The organism is Pseudanabaena sp. PCC 9330 (assembly GCF_055795045.1).
The window spans coordinates 22,976-41,347 of record NZ_JAYFES010000100.1; the positions used below are offsets into that span (position 1 = coordinate 22,976).

Annotated in this window: 13 protein-coding genes; 11 read left to right on the forward strand and 2 right to left on the reverse strand. The window is 52.5% G+C overall.

Features of this window, described 5'->3' with window-relative positions; translation table 11 throughout:
- Nucleotides 1-4 precede the first annotated feature (4 nt).
- The 6 genes from AC0QKW_RS11220 to AC0QKW_RS11245 all read left to right on the forward strand — a co-directional run bounded on the left by AC0QKW_RS11220 (nt 5) and on the right by AC0QKW_RS11245 (nt 6,642).
- Nucleotides 5-415, forward strand: a complete 411-nt coding sequence (locus AC0QKW_RS11220) for a heavy metal-responsive transcriptional regulator (protein ID WP_473151160.1) — start codon at nt 5-7, stop codon at nt 413-415.
- A gap of 207 nt (nt 416-622) precedes the next feature.
- Nucleotides 623-997 (forward strand): SnoaL-like domain-containing protein, encoded by a 375-nt coding sequence (locus tag AC0QKW_RS11225; RefSeq protein WP_473151161.1) that lies wholly within the window; start codon nt 623-625, stop codon nt 995-997.
- A 184-nt stretch (nt 998-1,181) separates the two neighbouring features.
- Entirely contained in the window at nt 1,182-1,469 is a 288-nt protein-coding gene (locus AC0QKW_RS11230; protein WP_473151162.1) for a hypothetical protein, read from the forward strand.
- 227 nt (nt 1,470-1,696) lie between these two features.
- Complete coding sequence (locus tag AC0QKW_RS11235; protein WP_473151163.1) at nt 1,697-1,852, forward strand: hypothetical protein; 156 nt, start codon at nt 1,697-1,699, stop codon at nt 1,850-1,852.
- 49 nt (nt 1,853-1,901) lie between these two features.
- On the forward strand, nt 1,902-3,200 hold the full coding sequence (locus tag AC0QKW_RS11240; RefSeq protein ID WP_473151164.1) for an efflux RND transporter periplasmic adaptor subunit: 1,299 nt from the start codon (nt 1,902-1,904) through the stop codon (nt 3,198-3,200).
- 319 nt (nt 3,201-3,519) lie between these two features.
- Nucleotides 3,520-6,642: an efflux RND transporter permease subunit gene (locus AC0QKW_RS11245; RefSeq protein WP_473151165.1), complete on the forward strand. Its 3,123-nt coding sequence runs from the start codon at nt 3,520-3,522 to the stop codon at nt 6,640-6,642.
- Between the two features lie 301 nt (nt 6,643-6,943).
- On the opposite strand, the gene AC0QKW_RS11250 is transcribed toward AC0QKW_RS11245, so the two are convergent.
- Nucleotides 6,944-11,170: a hypothetical protein gene (locus tag AC0QKW_RS11250; RefSeq protein ID WP_473151166.1), complete on the reverse strand. Its 4,227-nt coding sequence runs from the start codon at nt 11,168-11,170 to the stop codon at nt 6,944-6,946.
- 527 nt (nt 11,171-11,697) lie between these two features.
- On the opposite strand from AC0QKW_RS11250, the gene AC0QKW_RS11255 reads away from it, so the two are divergent.
- Nucleotides 11,698-13,185, forward strand: a complete 1,488-nt coding sequence (locus AC0QKW_RS11255; RefSeq protein ID WP_473151167.1) for a multicopper oxidase family protein — start codon at nt 11,698-11,700, stop codon at nt 13,183-13,185.
- Between the two features lie 102 nt (nt 13,186-13,287).
- On the opposite strand, the gene AC0QKW_RS11260 is transcribed toward AC0QKW_RS11255, so the two are convergent.
- Entirely contained in the window at nt 13,288-13,962 is a 675-nt protein-coding gene (locus AC0QKW_RS11260; RefSeq protein WP_473151168.1) for a DUF305 domain-containing protein, read from the reverse strand.
- Nucleotides 13,963-14,175: 213 nt separating this feature from the next.
- Between AC0QKW_RS11260 and AC0QKW_RS11265 the strand changes: the two genes are divergently transcribed.
- From AC0QKW_RS11265 to AC0QKW_RS11280, 4 genes are all read left to right on the forward strand, one after another.
- The gene (locus AC0QKW_RS11265) at nt 14,176-14,544 is read left to right on the forward strand and encodes a four-helix bundle copper-binding protein (RefSeq protein WP_473151169.1); all 369 of its coding nucleotides are present in this window, start codon (nt 14,176-14,178) and stop codon (nt 14,542-14,544) included.
- A gap of 220 nt (nt 14,545-14,764) precedes the next feature.
- A complete protein-coding gene (locus tag AC0QKW_RS11270) occupies nt 14,765-14,959 on the forward strand; it encodes a heavy-metal-associated domain-containing protein (protein ID WP_473151170.1) in 195 nt (64 codons plus the stop codon).
- A 47-nt stretch (nt 14,960-15,006) separates the two neighbouring features.
- Nucleotides 15,007-17,256: a heavy metal translocating P-type ATPase gene (locus AC0QKW_RS11275; protein WP_473151171.1), complete on the forward strand. Its 2,250-nt coding sequence runs from the start codon at nt 15,007-15,009 to the stop codon at nt 17,254-17,256.
- Nucleotides 17,257-17,324: 68 nt separating this feature from the next.
- Nucleotides 17,325-18,284 carry a cupredoxin domain-containing protein gene (locus AC0QKW_RS11280; protein ID WP_473151172.1) on the forward strand — a complete coding sequence of 320 codons (960 nt, stop codon included), beginning with the start codon at nt 17,325-17,327 and terminating at the stop codon, nt 18,282-18,284.
- The last annotated feature ends 88 nt before the right edge of the window (nt 18,285-18,372 follow it).

Below are 18,372 nucleotides of genomic sequence, written 5' to 3' on the forward strand. Positions count from 1 at the left end.
AGCCATGCTCACCGAAGCTCCTCCCAAACTCATTGGTGCTGTCGCTAAGAAAAGCGGCCTACCCGTTAAAACCATCCGCTACTACGATGAGATCGGCCTGCTCAAAACCGCCGGACGCACCGAGGGCGGCTATCGAGTGTTTGCGGAAGATGTCTTTACCCGGTTGGGTTTTATCCGGCGTGCCCAGGGTCTTGGCCTCACCCTGACCGAAATCAAAGAGTTTCTGGAAGTGCATGATCAAGGGGACTTACCCTGCTCCCATATCCAGGTCAAGCTAGAAGACAAGCTGACAGAGATCGAAGACAAAATTCAGCAGCTTCAACTGCTGAAGCATGAGCTATCTGGGCTTCTGTCTGGGTGGCAGAGCACAGCCGCCAAAACAGACGAAGCCATCTGTCCGATTATTGAAAGCTAGTAAATCTATCTTTCCTTCAATAAGTAACTAATGTCGAACTGGGTCTATTGAATAGGCCCAGTTTTTTGTTTAAAGATCTTCTCTTGACACTCCAGCTAGGGGGAAACCCTAGAGTGAGACTATGCCTAGTAAGTCGGGAATGAAAATCCTGCAAAGGGCTATGGAATACACCAGAATTCACGCTTGCAACTAACTGAGAGGAAAATTATGACGACTCAAGTGAATACTGAAATCAGTCTGCCAGTTGTTTTTGAGGATATTTGCCAGCTCGTACTCAAAGGCAGCGCGATGGGAGCCTTTGAGAAATACTATGCTGACACGGTAGTTATGCAGGAAAATGACGAGCCTGCCACCGTAGGCAAAGAGGCTAACCGCCGCCGAGAGGAAGATTTCTTTGCCAAGATTCTTGATATTCATGAGGCCAAGCTCGCGAATGTAGCCTTCACCGAGAACACGATTTTCTCGGAGTGGTATCTGGACTATACCCATGCTGAATGGGGGCGACGCACCTACCATCAGGTTTCGGTACAGCAATGGCAAGATGGCCAGGTTGTTCACGAGCGCTTCTACTATGGGTCTTAGCTAACCTGGGTCTGAAAGGCTATTGAATAGGTCTATTTTTCCAGCATCAGCTGGGTTAAAAGGTCTGCGATTGCAGACCTTTTTTATTGCCAAAAATTTCTTCAAATTAGCTATTGACTGTCCAGCTGACTGGAAACTGTATGGTTTACCCATGATTGATTTGACCGCCTTTGAGGAACTTCTAATGACTACTAACACCAACGACATACAGCCGGATCATGGGTTTTCCCATGACTGGTTCGAAGTGATTGATGAAAGCTCTAGGCGATGGAGCTTCAAACAGGTCATTAACCGGATCTGGAATAGCGTAACTGAGCTATTCGCACCATCCAGTGAGCTGAGAATTTTCACGGGTCGCGATCGCTACGGCAATACCTATTACCGAGTCTATGACGTGTTGACTCAAGGTTTCCATCGATTTGAGTCTGAGGATGAGGTGCGCATTTGGCTAGAGCAACGCTATTACCACTGAATGAGATACCTGATTGATTTTCCAAGTCCGAGCCGATGTCCTATCTAGTATTTCCATTAAAAAAGGAGTCTGTTATGCATGAAATTCCACCTGATAGCCCTAATGCCTATCGTGATCTGGAATGGATTGAGTCATCCCTAGGCAACGGCCCAAAATCACCGATTGGAGCATTATTTAGCTGGCTTTCACGTACATCTAGAGAGTTCTCTTTCGCGCTGTTTGGGGAAATGGAGCCGCGAGTTTGGGAGTACGTCGATCGCACCGGTCAGAGCTGGTGGATGATTCAAGACTCCTTGGCAGACGAGCCATTTCGATCGCTCTCAGTTAACGACGCTCGGGTTTGGCTAGAGCAGCAATATTTGGCTAGCCCCGACGATATTTAGGCGGCTTTGTAACCTGCCCCGACAAAGACCTATTACTCCCCAATTAGCTATGGATGCCTTTGATTTTCCTATTTCTGAAGCCCAGACAGAGCCAGCGACAAGCCCCCCGAAACGATCGCGATGGAAGCGCCTCTGGCTGCTCTTTGCCCTAATCTGGCTCACTGGCGGCAGCTTTGAACTGTGGCGCTGGTGGCACAAGCAGGACGTGGTGCCTGTAGCCCAGGCGCAGCAGCCCGCTATGCCCGTGCAAACCCTGACGGTGCAGGCCGTAAGTCTGGCGGAAACAACGGAGTTTGTGGCCAGTCTGCGATCGCACCAATCCGTCCTCCTGCGACCTCAAGTGCAGGGGCAGATCGCGCAAATTCGGGTGCAGTCGGGCGATCGCGTCACCGCTGGCACGGTGCTGATTGAGATCAACCCGCAGCAACAGCAGGCATTAGTGAGTGGGGCCGCTGCCGCCGCCGAGTCGGCCCAGGCCAGTATTGCCAATGCCAGGGCTGGTCTGCAAGCCCTGCAAGCCCAACGGTTGGCTAAGCTCACCGAAGTGCAGTACGCCCAGCAGGAGTACAACCGCTTTGCCACCCTGGCTGAGGCCGGAGCGGTTTCTCGACAAATGCGCGACCAGTACGCCCAGCAGCTCGAAGTGGCCCGCGCCCTGCTGAACGCCATGGATGAGCAGATCCGCGCCCAGCAGGCCACCATTGCCCAGGCCGAGCAGTCTTGGCAGGCGGCGCAGGCCCAAACCCAGGCTCAGACATCCCAGCTGGCCTATTTTCAAATCACCGCGCCCTTTACCGGGGTGGTGGGCGATATTCCCGTCAAGGTGGGCGAGGTGATAAGTCCGGGCACGGCGCTGATTGGGCTGGCCAAGAACGACTCCCTGGAGGTGAATTTCTCCGTCCCGGCGGAGCGGGCGGCGCTGCTGCAACCCGGTAGCTCCGTGGAGCTGGTGGATGGCCAGGGGCAAACCCTGGGCACCAGTCAGGTTTCCTTCATTGCCCCCAATGCCGACCCCGCGACTCAACTGGTACTGGTAAAGGCGCTATTGCCCAACCCGAAAGGCAAGCTGCGGGCCGACCAGTTTGTGCAGGCGCGGATCACTTGGAGCCAGCGCCAGGGTACCCGAGTGCCCGCCAGTGCTGTAACCCATTTGGGCAGTGAATCCTTTGTGTTTGTGGCGGAGTCTGGGCCAGAGGGCATGGTGGCGCGTCAGCGATCGGTGCAGCTCGGCGAAATCGAAGAGAACCAGTACCAGGTGATCGAAGGGCTACAGCCCGGCGAAGCGGTAATCACCACCGGGGTGCTGATGCTGCGCGACGGTGCGCCCGTCAGCCCCATTGAGAATTGATTGATTTTCCAGAAGGCACTCCACTACACCCAGGGCATTGCCCACCACCCTTAAATCAACGGATTCTTGGGCAAACAGTCTGCTCGTCCCCTCCTGGGAGGGGCAGGGGTGGGTTCATCTGGGATCAGCAGCCCTTTTTCCGTCTTCAGAAGCTTATTTTATGCCGCCATTTTGACCCACCCCGCCCTCCGGGCACCCCTCCCAGGAGGGGATGTGGCCACCTTTCCTGCTGCATAGCAGCCCATCGAGCTGACGTTAAATCAATACTTCTTCGGAAAACCTTACAGGCACACCCCCACTACATCCAGAGGTGACCCCAATGTTTACGGATTTCTTTATCAAAAAGCCCGTGTTTGCCATTGTCTGTGCGCTGGTCACCCTGGTGGTGGGGTTGATCAGCCTGCCGCTGCTGCCCATTGAGCAATACCCCGACATCAGCCCGGTGCAGGTTACCGTCACCGCCAACGCTGTCGGGGCCAATGCCCAGGTGGTGGAAGAAACGGTAACCAACGTGCTGGAGCGCCAGATCAACGGTGTGGCCGGGATGCGCTACATCAGCTCCACCAGCAGCAACGACGGCACCAGCACCATTGTCGTCACCTTTCGCCAGGGGTACAACATTGATGTGGCCGCCTCGGATGTGCAGAACCGGGTGTTGCAGGTGGAACCCCAGCTGCCGGAGGCGGTGCGCCAAACGGGGGTGCAGGTGTCGAAGCAGTCTAGCTCCATTGTGCTGGCGATGGCGCTCTACAGCGAGGACGATCGCTACGACGACACCTTCATCAGCAACTACGCCGATCTCTATGTGCTCGATGCTCTGCGGCGGATTCCTGGCGTGGGTACCCTCGTTCCCTTTGGTGAACGGCGCTATGCCATGCGCCTCTGGCTCGACCCCAATCGCCTCGCTAGCCGCCAGCTCACCGCCCAGGATGTGATGACCGCATTGCAGCAGCAGAATGTGCAGCTGGGGGTAGGCAGCATTGGTCAACCCCCGAATGACGACGGGCAGCTCTACCAGCTCGATCTGCAAACCCTGGGACGGCTGAGCAGCCCAGCGGAGTTTGAGGAAGTGGTTCTCAAGGCAGGGGCAGCGGGCGATCTGGTCAAACTTAAGGATGTGGGGCGGGCAGAACTTGGAGCCGAGCGCTACAGCACCTTTGCCCGTTACAGCGGCCATCCGGCAGTGGGATACCAAATTTTGCAAACCCCCGGCAGCAACTCTCTGGCCATTGCCAAGGCCGTGAAGGCGGAGATGGCGCGGCTGGCAGAACGCTTTCCCCCAGGGCTGATCTATGAGATTCCCTACGACTCGTCGCGGTTTGTGGAGGCGTCGTTTCGAGAAGTGATTATCACGCTGTTGCAGGCGGTGGGGTTGGTGGTGCTGGTGATTTTTGTGTTTCTGCAAGACTGGCGCACCACGGTGATTCCAGCGATCACCATTCCGGTGTCGCTGGTGGGCACCTTCGCCTTTGTCAAACTCTTTGGCTTTTCTCTCAACAGCCTGACGCTGTTTGGCCTGACGCTGGCGACGGGTATGGTGGTGGATGACGCGATTGTGATTGTGGAAGACATCAGCCGCCTGATTCAAAGGGAGGGGCTGTCGCCGATGCAGGCTGCGATCGCATCGATGCGCAACCTGGTGGGTGCGGTGATTGCCACCTCGCTGGTGCTGATGGCGGTGTTTGTGCCGGTGGGCTTTTTCCCCGGTACGGCGGGGCAGCTCTACCAGCAGTTTGCGTTGACGATTGCCTTTGCGATCGCACTTTCTACCTTCAATGCCCTCACCCTTACCCCGGCGCTCTCCGCGCTGCTGCTGCGGGCACAGCCCCGCCAAACCGGCTGGCTGGGCTGGGGGTTCCGCCGCATCAATAGCTTTTTAACCTGGCTAGAGCGCCGCTACTCTTGGAGCCTGGGACGATTGACGCGATGGCAGAGCCTTGTGCTGGTCGGGTTTGTGGGGCTGCTGGTGGCGACGGGGTGGCTCTACACCCAGGTACCCCAGGCGTTTCTGCCAGAAGAAGACCAGGGTTATTTCATCAGCATTTTGCAGGGGCCAGATGGCACCTCCCTCAACTACACCGAGCAGGTGGTGGCCCAGGCCGAGCAGCAGTTGCTGGCAGTGCCCGAGCTAGAGGGCACCTTTGCCATGGGCGGGGTGGGCTTTAACGGCAACACCCCCAACCGGGGCATTCTGTTTGCGCCGCTCAAATCTTGGCAGGAGCGGCGGCAGCCGGAGCAGTCGGTGACGGGCATTCTCAACCGGGTGCGGCTGCCGCTGATGGGCATTCCCCAAGCGCCCGTGATTGCGGTAAACCCGCCCACCATTCCCAGCTTGGGCAGCGTCGGTGGCTTTGTGTTCCAGCTTCAGGATCGGGACAGCAGCACCTCGGATATTAACGCGCTGGATCAGATGAAAGGGGCGATTTTGGCGAAGGCCAACCAGACCCCCGGCTTGCAGGGGGTGTTTAGCCTCTACACGGCCAATGCGCCCCAGCTTCAGGTGGAGGTCAACCGCGATCGCGCTGAAGCTCTGCAAGTCCCCGTCGAGGACATTTTCAGCACCCTGCAAACCTACCTGGGCTCTCGCTACGTCAACGATTTCAACGCCTTTGGCCGCACCTATCGGGTCTATGTGCAGGCCGATGCCGCCTTCCGCGCCGACCCCGACAGCATTGGGCAGCTGTATGTGCGATCGAGATCGGGCGACATGATTCCCCTCAGCGCCCTGGTCACGGTCACCCGCACCACCGGCCCGCAGATCATCAACCACTACAACCTGCACCGCGCCATTGAAATCAACGGTTCAGCGGCTCCCGGCACCAGCTCTGGTGAGGCCATGCAGACCATGGAAGCCTTGGCGAAAGACCTGCTGCCCCCCAACCTGGGCTTTGAGTGGTCGGGCATTTCCCTCGAAGAACTGGAATCAGGCGGCAAAGCGCCGATCATCTTTGGCCTGGGAATTTTCTTTGTGTTTTTGGTGCTGGCGGCGCAGTACAACAGTTTTGTCGATCCGCTGACGATTATGCTGGCGGTGCCCCTGGCGGTGTTGGGGGCGCTGGCGGCCCAGTCGATGCGCGGGCTGTACAACGACGTGTACTGCCAGGTGGGGCTGGTAATGCTGATTGGTTTGGCCAGCAAAAATGCCATTTTGATTGTGGAGTTTGCCAACCAGCTGCGGGACGAAGGGCGATCCCTCACCCAATCGGCGGTGCAGGCTTCCCAAGAACGGCTGCGACCGATTTTGATGACGGCGATTTCGACCCTGCTTGGCATTTATCCGCTGATGGTGGCCACGGGGGCAGGCTCGGCCAGTCGCCAATCGCTGGGGACGGCGATCTTTGGCGGCATGTTAGTGGCGACGGTGCTCTCGCTGTTTGTGGTGCCGGTGCTCTATATTGCGATCGGCAGCGTGCAGCAGCGGGTTATAAAGATATTTCGCTAATTCAAGCCTGGTCGGAAGAACCAATGAGTCTCAGAAGAAATACACCGCCAAAATATTCGCTCCGAGAAACAGGCAATTGTCTATCAGAAATAGTCTTTTTCAATAAGCAATTGTCCTGCTTGAGCAAGAATTCACTCAATAAAACCATGATGATTGAATCTTAAGAATTGTTCTAACGGTGTCCTTTATGGGCAGTAAGTAGCCTTTGGATCACCATTACAATCTCAGACTGCCTGCTGCAAGGAAATTTTTGGAATTTGCTAACTCTGTATTGTTGTCTTGAGTAGCCTCTGGAATCACCTTAAGTAACAGAAACTTCTTCCAATACATCCGATACCCAAGACAAATACATTACGGAAGCTATCTGTTGAGCCGCAGACAAGCGGTCTGCCCAGGCAGTCATCTCTTCAAAATTCATGGATATTTGTTGAATATTACCTCCGTCAGCAAAATTTTCTGTTGGCAGTAATTGCTCACACAAGCCTGAAAAAACTTGCATCGAATTCACTAGATAAGAACGATTCGCCAGTTCTTCTGTGTTTGTTAGGCTGTTATAATATCCCCAAATTTTACCCATGCTATCTATAAGCAATTGGAAAGATTCACTTAAAATTGGTGAGAGTTCCTGAAGATATTGCTGAAATAATTCTTTCCCTTGATCGTCTAACTCAGGCATTCTGTCAAAATCTTTTATGTGTGCGGTTAAAAGCGATAATTGAAAGATCACGCCCATGAACTTATGGATTAACGATAGTCGTGGCTGTTCCCAAGTTTGTAAAGCTAGCTGTGAAAATGTATCAGGCGGAATTGCAACTCGCACAAAGCTAGCTTGATTAAATTCTCGTGTAGGATCAGCAGAAAATAAGATTGAAGATAACTTCCAAGCTGTTGAATCTAAAGACTTGCCTCGAACTAACGGTACAATTACTATGTTTGACCATGTCAGATCAATTGCATAACGCCTCAGTTCATCATTATGCACCGAATTAATTGCTTCTTGAATTGACGCTATGATAGCTTGGATAGCTCCGTAAACCTCAAGTGGATCTTCTCCATCAACACTAATCCAAAGAGACTTATTCCCTTCCCATTCCTCTTTCTCAGAAAGTATTGTGAGTTTTGTGAAGTCTGAGGATATGCGGTCAAGTCCCTGTTGAATACATCTTTTAATTTCTCTTGTTTTCTGACTGAACAATTGTATAAATTCTCGAATAGAATCTTGAACTGTATGTTCTGGTTGAAATGCAAAAAAGTACCATGAACACCACGTCAATTTAAAGATTCTCTTTTCATTTTTTTCCAGCTCTGTGAGTTCTGTCTCATCCACGAATTGTATCAACAATTTTCGAAATTCTATTTGAAAGCTAGGTAATAATTTCCAGGCATCTGCCAAATTAATAACTGAAAGGCGCGATTGATGCGCTACGTCTACTCCAGAGTCTCGAAGAACATTCTCGATTCTAAAATCCAGACCGTTTCTAGTATATGGATGAATATTCAAAGGCCACTCAGCTTGCCTAAAAAAGTTGGCAAGTGTCCGAACGTATTCGCCATACAGATTTAAATATTCACTATATTTGTCAAATGCTAATTTTTGACGTTGAGCTATTCTTTGCTGAGGTTCATACTCGTTTGTCATATCATTAGCATCAGGCTTTTTTATTTTTTCAGTAATAAAACCCCAGTCATCTAAAGTGCATTGAGGTAATGAGGGTGAGAAATCTAAAAGCTGCCGAACATGCCTCCATAGTTCAGGCTCAAGATGATTGCCTAAGATTCGAGTTCTTTCTTGTCTTGTGAAGAAAACTGCCATGCCCTGGCTAATTTTCTCTAGTGCTCTCAAGACAGTTTGACGCAATTGCATGACAGTCTGAGAGTAATCTTCCCAGGTCATGGGTCTCAAGCTCTTTTCTCCCAATGCACGAAAGATAGCATTTAATTTCACTAATTTAGGGAGAGGGAAATTTTGGTGGGCAATATTTTTTTGAGTTTCATCAGGCACTTCAGCATTGAGCCAGACTAAATGGCCATAGCCATTACTACAAAACATTGCGCGATCTGGGAAAAGTCTTCTCAATAGATCTAAACGTTCCATCGAGGCACTTAAATAAGCTTTTGGTGTAAACGAATTCTTCTCTGACGTATTAGAAAAAGACTCACCTGTCTGAAAAAGCTTGATAGCATAGTGTGTATGAATACTCTGATCCCCATCTTCCCATGCAAAAGTTTGTGTTTCCTGCCTAAATCTTTTAATTAAAGTATTGTAATTCGTATTAATAAAAGAACGATAAATAGATTCGCTTGTATAAAACAACCCTAATAGTAGATCAGCTAAAATTCCTAAAGACAAATCATCAACAGTTCTAGAAATATCAATTCGTTCCAACCAATCAGCTATAGGCGAAGCTGCTTGTAATCTGCCTTTCCAAAATAAACTATCGGATAGTCCTGCCCAATCCAGATCAGATTGGGGAGTAGAAGGCTCATGAGCCAAATTAGATATCCATTTAGAGGCACGAGTGAATATTCTTTCTTTAGCTGTTTGACGATTCCGAAAAGAAGTAATACGAGCTAACCCCTCTTCAGACAACAAATTTGATAAACTCGATGCCCAAATATCATTTGCATCTGGATTGACATCAGCAATGTCAAAATCAAGCACAAATGCCCATGCGTGATTAACTTCTTCATAAACTTCTAAAATCAATGAATAATTCTCTTCAATATATTCCTTGATTCCAAGCCAAATTAAGGCACGTACGCTTCCACTAACTGCGACCCAACTATGAGGCTGATACCTGTCAAGTGCAGACAGTAAAGGTTCAAGTTCGTGTGTAGGTCGTAAGAATGAATAAAGTAGAAAGCTACTAACATCTTGCTCGAAAATGAAAGGTAGACAGGTGCTCGCAGTATTAGACAATGGGTAGAACATTTTGTCGGTTAAAATATCAGTCAAAATTGCAGAGCGTATAGGATGCAGACCTTCTACTAAAGTCCCTCCTTCGCTAGTTCTCAGCAAATATTCCTCTTCGAGAAGTCCCAATGTCCGTTGTGGTGATGGTAGTTTAAGAAAGCTTACTAGTTCTCTAAGCTTCAGGCGAGCTTCAAATGAAGAAGCTACAGCAACCAGTCTCAGTAAATGAAGTTCGGCATCAGAAGAGCGACCACTTCTAATCTCATCTTGAATCCTTCTAACCTGTTGATGCAGTCTTTCTCTTAGAGAATTTCCCTGAGTAACGAGGTAGACAAATTCCATGAGTGGCCCGTTACCACCAAATCTACTCCAAGCGTCATCAAAATCTAAAAATCGATTTGGCATTTCCGATTGAGCTAAAAATTGATAAATCTCTTCTGCTTCTTCTTGCTCAAATTTTAATTCAATCTCAGCGAACTGAAGCTCAGCACCAGAAATACTGGCTCTGCGAAAGTCTTCTTCACGAACCGTAACTAGGACGCTAATATTTTTTTGTAGGGTTAGCTGCTTTACAAGTTCATCCCAACCTACATCATTCGGGGATACATCAAGATATACAGCTATTGGAATACCAATTGCTTTTGCTTGTCCCGCAAGTGCAGCGGCAATATTCAAAGCTTGTCGCCTATTTTCAACAAATTTTATCTGGAAACGCCATAGATCAGGGAAAAAATTATGCAAATAGCGATATGCAATCGTTGTTTTACCTTGGCCAGAAGCCCCATGAATAATTACGACTTGTTTTTCCCGAAACTTATTAGAAATCTCATTGAGTTTGTTCAAACGTGGTTTATCAACTTCAGCGACAATATGTTCATATCTTGCCGAAATTCCACGATAGAATTCGTTTTCTAAATGTGCTTGCTCTTGAATATCTATTTCATGATTGACTATTGGAAGGATTGATCTAAACCATTCACTATGAAAAGCCTCTCGCTCGGCAATGAATTGTCCGACATCATTGATGCGTTGGATTAAATCTCCTTGCGTAATCTGAGTCTGATTCTCTGAACAAAGATATAACCAAAAATTGAGCAATTCAAATGCTGAATTTGGATCTACACCAGTACATAGATTCCCAAGAGCAGTAAAAACAGTTTCTTCTAGTGCAGATTCTACAACTGGAACTATTTGCAATCGATCAAGTAGCTGCTCAGCATCTGTTCTAGATATAAACCCGTAATTAGAAATTTTTTGTGCAACCGTTTGTCTTGTGGTTCCATTTTCTTGAATGGCACCGAGTAACTCCGGGCCAATGTTGCCAAAACTAGCTATTGCGACTTCTAGATTAGGGTGCTGAGTAAGCAGGCGATTCACTCTGTAAAAGAAAGAATCTGGCTTGCTTGGCTTGAATATCGAAAGAGATAAATCACTACTATATGCTTTGACTTGTATGATTTCTGTCAAGGTATTACTTGTTTCCCAAATTGCAAGATCCTCTGCGCCTTCAGGACTAAAAATTCGGTTATATCCCCCTTCAGGGTCAAGGATACGAGCAAGAGTGTACAGCGTTTGAAGCCGATAGCCACGATAGGCAGGTGTTGCATCAGACATACAGTAGTAAGTACGTTTATTTAGTACAACTTAGGAGTGAAGGGATTGGATTAGTGCCATTGTACTCGTTTGGCAAATTGAAGAGTTGTGTGTTCTGTTGTAGCTGAAAACGAAGCGCCCCCACTATATATTCAACGTTAGATCCGACTAATAACAAACACCCTGGCACACCGCAGTTATCCGTCAAATATGCTGCATAATATCTTGTTTTCCAGAGTTTAGGGTGTTTCCATCAACTACGATGCTTAATTCTGGAGATACAGGGGATTATCTATTAAAAATGCCGGATAAATTCCCTCTGCCGAACTTATTCGGCACCTAGCGCCCTCTCACAGCCTCATCTCCTTGATTGAGATTGCCTCAAACGGGCAAACGAGTTTTTGTTTGTGAACTTATCAACACCCCCTTGACACTCCAGCACACTGGAATCCCTAGCATAGAGTCATCAAACCTTTTACTCCCTGTCACGCTGCATTGACGGGCATTTCAACCAATCATTACCCTTCCCCAGGGAAAAGGAAAAGACCATGCATCGTCGTCATTTTATCGCCCTCGGAGCCGCTGGCCTCGGCAGTGCGGCCACCCTCCACTGGCTCAGGAATAGATCGCTAGCCCAAGAGCTTGCGTCTACCGCTGTCGCTCCCCTCTACACCAGCCAAAACGGCCTGCTAGAGGTCGATTTGACCGCTACGGTGAGCCCAGTACAGGTTGGCAACCGCACCGCCAACCTGCTCAGCTACAACGGCCAAAGCCCCGGCCCCCGGCTAGAGGCCCGCCCCGGCGATACCGTCCGCATTCGCCTGCACAACCAGCTCGATCAGCCCACCAACTTGCACTACCACGGGCTACACATCACCCCCCAGGGCACGGGCGATAACGTGTTTGTCAGCGTGGCACCGGGCGACACCTTCACCTACGAATTCACCATTCCGGCGGATCATCCAGCGGGGACGTTTTGGTACCATCCTCACCACCATCACCACTCTGCCGTGCAGCTCTTTGGGGGATTAGCGGGGCTATTCGTCATTCGGGGCGAACTGGATGAGATTCCTGAGGTGAAAGCCGCCCAGGAGGAATTTATTGTTCTCAAAGATTATGAAATTGACCGAGCGGGCAACATCCCACCCGCCGATCACATGGCGCTAATGATGGGGCGCGAAGGGTCGCTGGTGACGGTAAATGGTCAGGTCAATCCGGGATTGAGCCTTCCCCAGGGGGGCTTGCTGCGGCTGCGTTTGCTAAATGCGTCGGCCTCGCGGTTCTATAAGTTGCAGCTAGAAGGGCATCCGTTCCAGTTAATTGCTACGGATGGGGGTGCGATCGCATCCCCCGTCCAACTCCAAGAACTTCTCCTCGCCCCCGGCGAACGGGCAGACGTGCTGGTGCAGGGCAACCAAACATCGGGCACCTACCGCCTGCTCAACCTACCCTATAACCGCAACGGCATCGGCATGATGGGCGGCATGATGGGCGGCGGCCACGGCATGGGCGGCATGATGCACGGTGGCAGAGGCTCCTCCGGGGACGCCCAACCCCTCGCCATCCTGACCTATAGTGGCTCCGTTGCGGTGCTACCGCTACCCCGTCAGCTAGGCACCGTGGAAACGCTGCCAGAACCGACTGTCACCCGCCGCATTGAGCTTTCCATGACTATGGGGCACGGCATGGGTCAGGGGATGGGCATGGAATTTTGGTTTAACGGCCAGCCCTACGACGAAAAGCGCATCGACATTGAAGCCCAGCTCGGCACCGTGGAAGAGTGGGAGCTAGCTAACGTCGATCCTGACCTAATGGATCACCCCTTCCATTTACACGTCAACCCGTTCCAGGTGGTAAGCCGCAGTGGGCAGCCTGAACCCTACCGCGCCTGGAAAGATACGGTACTGGTCAAGGGCGGCGAAACCGTGCGCATTCGCGTTCCCTTCCGCACCTTTGCGGGCAAGACGGTCTACCACTGCCACATCCTCGACCACGAAGACCTGGGCATGATGGGCAACCTGCAAATTTTGGTTTAGGGCACCGGTTCAAAACCCCGGCTTCTCGTCCAAAATCCAGGGTACGCCCTGGGTGCAGCGAAGAAACCGGGGGTTTAGCTCTACTGTGGGAGGGCGATCGCCCTACTGGCCGTACCAGTCTTGCCGCCACTGGGTCATCTGGTCGATTTCCACCTGCTGGCTGGCGATGATGGCTTCCGCCAATTCCTGGACTTCAGGACGACTACTCTTGGCTAGCGCCTCTTGCGCCATCGTCAGCGCCCCCTCATGGTGGGGAATCATGGCATTGATGAAGCGCAGGTCATATTCATCGTCAGCGGCACCCAGATCCATATTCATCATCATGGCTGACATCATATCTTCACTCATGGGCATCATGTGGCCCATTTCAGCGTGATACATAACCGGGTCTGCCGGAGCGTCGGGATACCAGGCTTGCCGCCAGGCCTGCATTTCAGCAATTTCGGTCTGTTGAGCCGTAATGATCTCGCTGGCCAGGGTTTGAATTTCGGGACGGGTAGAGGCTTCCTGGGCGTCCTCTGCCATAACCACCGCGCCCTGGTGGTGCATGATCATGGCGTCGATAAAGCGCAAGTCAAAACTTTCATCAGCGGGGCCAAGATCCATGCTGCCGTGATCCATCATGCCACCACCATCCATCTGGCCCATGCCGCCGTAATCCATCTGGGCGGTTTCGGTAGATGGATCAACTGCCGCGTCTCGGGAGTTAGCGCAGGCGGGTAGGCCGACAGCAGCGCTAAGACTGAGCAGGGCGATCGCAGCTAGTTTCAATGTCATCTCAATACCTCAATCATCTGCGCAGTGTATGTTGTGTTCACTTCGGAAGTGTGCCACGCAAAAATGAAATCAGAATGAAATTCGAGCTGCTGACGGTATGAGATATCTAATTTGGCAATCTCTCTCAATAGCTAGATTCGGCGATTTCTAGTCTCTCTTTAAGTTAGAAAAGACCGAAGTGATCAGGATCTTGAACACTTAGAGAGATAAATTATGCCGATTCAAACCCTCAAATTGCACAACGTAAACGACGAGATGCAGCAGTGCATTCAGAACTGCCTCGATTGCCACAGCATGTGCCTCAACACCATCGCCTACTGCCTAGAGCAGGGCGGTCACCACGCCGAACCATCCCACATTCGGCTGATGATGGACTGCGTGGAGAGCTGCCAAACCAGCGCCAACTTTATGCTGCGCGGCTCCGACCTACATGCTCATTTTTGCGGGGCCTGTGCGGAGGTGTGCGATCGCTGCGCCAAGGACTGCGCCAGTATGGGCGACGATGCCCAAATGCAGGCCTGTGCCGAGATGTGCCGCCGCTGTGCAGAAACCTGTCGCCGCATGAGCATGGCAATGGCCTAACCTATGCTGGCTTAGGAGTTTGTCAACGTAGCACAGGGACAAGCTCATAAAATCTGACCGCTAACGTAATGAGGGGCATAGTTTTTATGCCCTTCATTGTTGTTTCAAGACTTAATAAAAAGAATAATCAACCGCTTCACAAATTGTTTGGCTTACCCCCTTGACTCTCCATCGCACTGGAAGCTCCAAGATAGATTCATAGCAATTTTGGAGGTTATCCATGCCCCTTTCTCTCACTGTTCCTAACCTGGCCTGCTCGGCCTGCGTCGAAACTGTTACCCAGGCCATTCACTCCGTTGATGCCGCGGCTCAGGTCAGCGCTGATACCAAAACCAAAGCGGTCACCGTTGCGACCGAAGCCTCCGAAGCCGATATCAAGAAGGCGATCACCGCCGCAGGCTACACCGTGGCTTAGGCCCCAAGTCACCGACTCCCAAACCCAATGCAATTAGGAAACAAACGATGGAAAATCAACTGTTAAAACTGCGGGGTATGAGCTGTGCCGCCTGCGCCAGTAATATCGAAGAGGCCATTCGTGCCGTGCCTGGCGTGGAGGCATGCAGCGTTAACTTTGGCGCTGAGCAAGCCGCCGTTACCTACGACCCTCATCAAACCAACCTTACCCACATTCAGGCGGCGGTAGATGATGCGGGCTACAGAGCTCAGCCGTTGCAAGACGATGTGCTGGCCCCCGAAGACGACGCCGAACGGCGAGAGCGAGAAGCCGAAAACCGCAAACTCACCCGCAAAGCCGTCTTTAGCCTGGTGGTTGGCGGCATTTTAGTGATCGGCTCGCTGCCAATGATGACGGGTTTGCCCATTCCCTTCATTCCCATGTGGCTGCACAACCCCTGGTTGCAGCTGGTGCTGACCACGCCCGTACTGTTCTGGGCCGGCAATTCCTTTTTCATCAACGCCTGGAAAGCTCTCAAGCGCCACTCGGCCAGCATGGATACCCTGGTGGCGGTGGGCACCGGCACCGCGTTTCTCTATTCGCTGTTTCCCACTATCTATCCCCAGTGGTTCATTGACCAGGGGTTGAACCCAGATGTGTATTTTGAGGCCGCCGCCGTGATCGTCGCCCTGATTTTGCTGGGACGACTGCTGGAAAATCGCGCCAAGGGCCAGACCTCTGAAGCGATTCGTAAGCTGATGGGCTTGCAAGCCAAAACCGCGCGGGTGATTCGCGAGGGCCGAGAGTACGACATTCCCATTGCTGAGGTGGTGCTGGGCGACGTGATTTTGGTGAGGCCTGGGGAGAAAATTCCGGTCGATGGCCAAATTGTCGATGGCGCGTCTACCCTGGATGAGGCGATGGTGACGGGCGAAAGCGTGCCCGTGCAGAAAACCGTGGGCGACGAGGTGATTGGGGCGACGCTGAATAAAACCGGCAGCTTCAAATTTCGTGCTACTCGCGTCGGCAAAGATACGTTCCTAGCGCAGATCGTCAAACTGGTGCAGCAGGCCCAGGGGTCAAAGGCTCCGATTCAGAAATTAGCTGACCAGGTGACGGCCTGGTTTGTGCCAGCGGTGATCGCGATCGCGATTCTCACCTTTATCGTTTGGTACAACATCATGGGCAACGTCACCATGGCGCTGATCACCACCGTGGGCGTGCTGATTATTGCCTGCCCCTGTGCCCTGGGTTTGGCCACGCCCACCTCGATTATGGTAGGCACGGGCAAAGGTGCCGAGAACGGCATTTTGATCAAAGGAGCCGACAGCCTGGAGCTGGCCCACAAAATCCAAACCATTGTGCTGGATAAGACCGGCACCATCACCCAGGGCAAACCCACCGTGACGGATTATGTCACCCTCAACGGCACCGCCACCGAACTGCATCTGCTGAAGCTGGCCGGATCGCTGGAACGCAACTCCGAGCATCCCCTGGCCGAGGCCGTGGCCCAGTATGCCCAGGCCCAGGGCGCTACCCTGAGCGATGCCAAACACTTTGAAGCCGTAGCGGGCAGCGGGGTTCAGGGTGTTGTTGCCGGGCAGCGGGTACAGATTGGCACCCACCGCTGGATGGCGGAACTGGGCATCGACACCGATCGCCTCCAGAGCCAATGGGACAGACTAGAATCCCTGGGCCGCACCGTGGTCTGGCTGGCAGTGGATGGTCAGGTCGAAGCGCTGCTGGCGATCGCCGATGCGGTCAAACCCTCCTCTGCCGCCGCCATTGCTACCCTGCAACGCATGGGTCTGGAGGTGGTGATGCTGACCGGAGACAACCGCCGCACCGCCGAGGCGATCGCCCGCGAAGTCGGCATCCGCCGTATCTTTGCCGAAGTGCGCCCCGACCAAAAAGCCGCCCAGGTCGAACGCCTCCAACAGGAAGGCAAAGTCGTGGCGATGGTGGGCGACGGCATTAACGACGCCCCGGCTTTGGCCCAGGCCGATGTCGGTATGGCGATCGGTACCGGGACAGATGTTGCGATCGCCGCCAGCGACATTACCCTGATCTCCGGCGACCTCCACGGCATTGTCACCGCCATCCAGCTCTCCCGCGCCACCATGTCCAACATTCGCCAAAACCTATTCTTCGCCTTCGTCTACAACGTCGCGGGCATCCCGATCGCCGCAGGCATTCTCTACCCCATCTTTGGCTGGCTGCTCAGCCCCATTATTGCCGGAGCGGCCATGGCCTTTAGTTCGGTTTCCGTCGTAACCAATGCCCTGCGGCTGCGGAACTTTCGCCCCAAGCTGGGGTAGATAAATTGACCTCCCCCCTGTACGGGCGCACCGTAGTGCGCCCCAACATCCCCCCAAGGAGAATCGCCATGAACGCCAAACCCCTTTCCCTCACTACTCTTGCCAGTCTCACCCTCGCCCTCAGTTTTGCTACGGGTGCCCCCGCCCAGGAAGACCACAGCACGATGGATCATCCCCCAGAACCTACCGGACAGTTTCAGCGCATTGAGCAGCCCCTCTGGTCTAAGGTGGCTGTGACCAGTGCTGGGTTGGGGCTAATTGGCCTCGAACTCTGGTGGTTCTTGCTCAGCAAGCCCAAGTCACGCAAGGCCACCACTACGGGTGGCGTGCAGGAGGTCACTGTCACCGTCGATGGCGGCTACGACCCCAGCTATATCGTGGTACAGGGGGGGCAGCCCGTGCGGCTCAACTTCTACCGCAAAGACCCCAGTAGCTGCCTCGAAGAGGTGCGCTTCCCCGACTTTCGCATTGCCCAGGCGCTGCCGGTGAATCAGACCACGGCGATTGAGTTCACCCCCACCCAGCCAGGTCGCTACGAGTTTGCCTGCGGCATGAACATGTTTCGCGGCACCGTCGAAGTGGTAGCCGAGGACGGAGACACAATTTCCTCTGAAGCCATAGCCGAACCTACCTCTCCTCAACACTATTCCCCTGTTGCCCCCACGGTAGCCTCCGATCTATTGTCAGAGGCCACGGAGGCGACGCTCACCCCTGAGGGCATTCAAACGGCTACGGTGATAGCAGCGAAGGGCTATCAACCCAATCGCATTATTGTCGAAGCGGGTCGGCCTGTGCGGCTCGACTTTCGGCGCGATACCCCCAGCGGCTGCTACAGCGAACTGCTGATTCCTGACTTTGGCATTGCGGTGGATCTCCCCGAAGGCAAAACGGTGCCAGTGGAATTCACGCCTACCCAACCAGGCGATTACGAGTTTATGTGCGGCATGAAAATGAACTTTGGCACTATTGAGGTGCGCCCTGGGGCAGGCTCCCTCAATGGCAAAACGCCTGTCCATGCTGCTGCCTAATCTAGAGCAATTATTTTAGAGAACCGGGTTTCTTTAATCGTTCCTTCACTTACTGAAGTAGCAGTATCGTGACCCGGCTTCTCTCCAG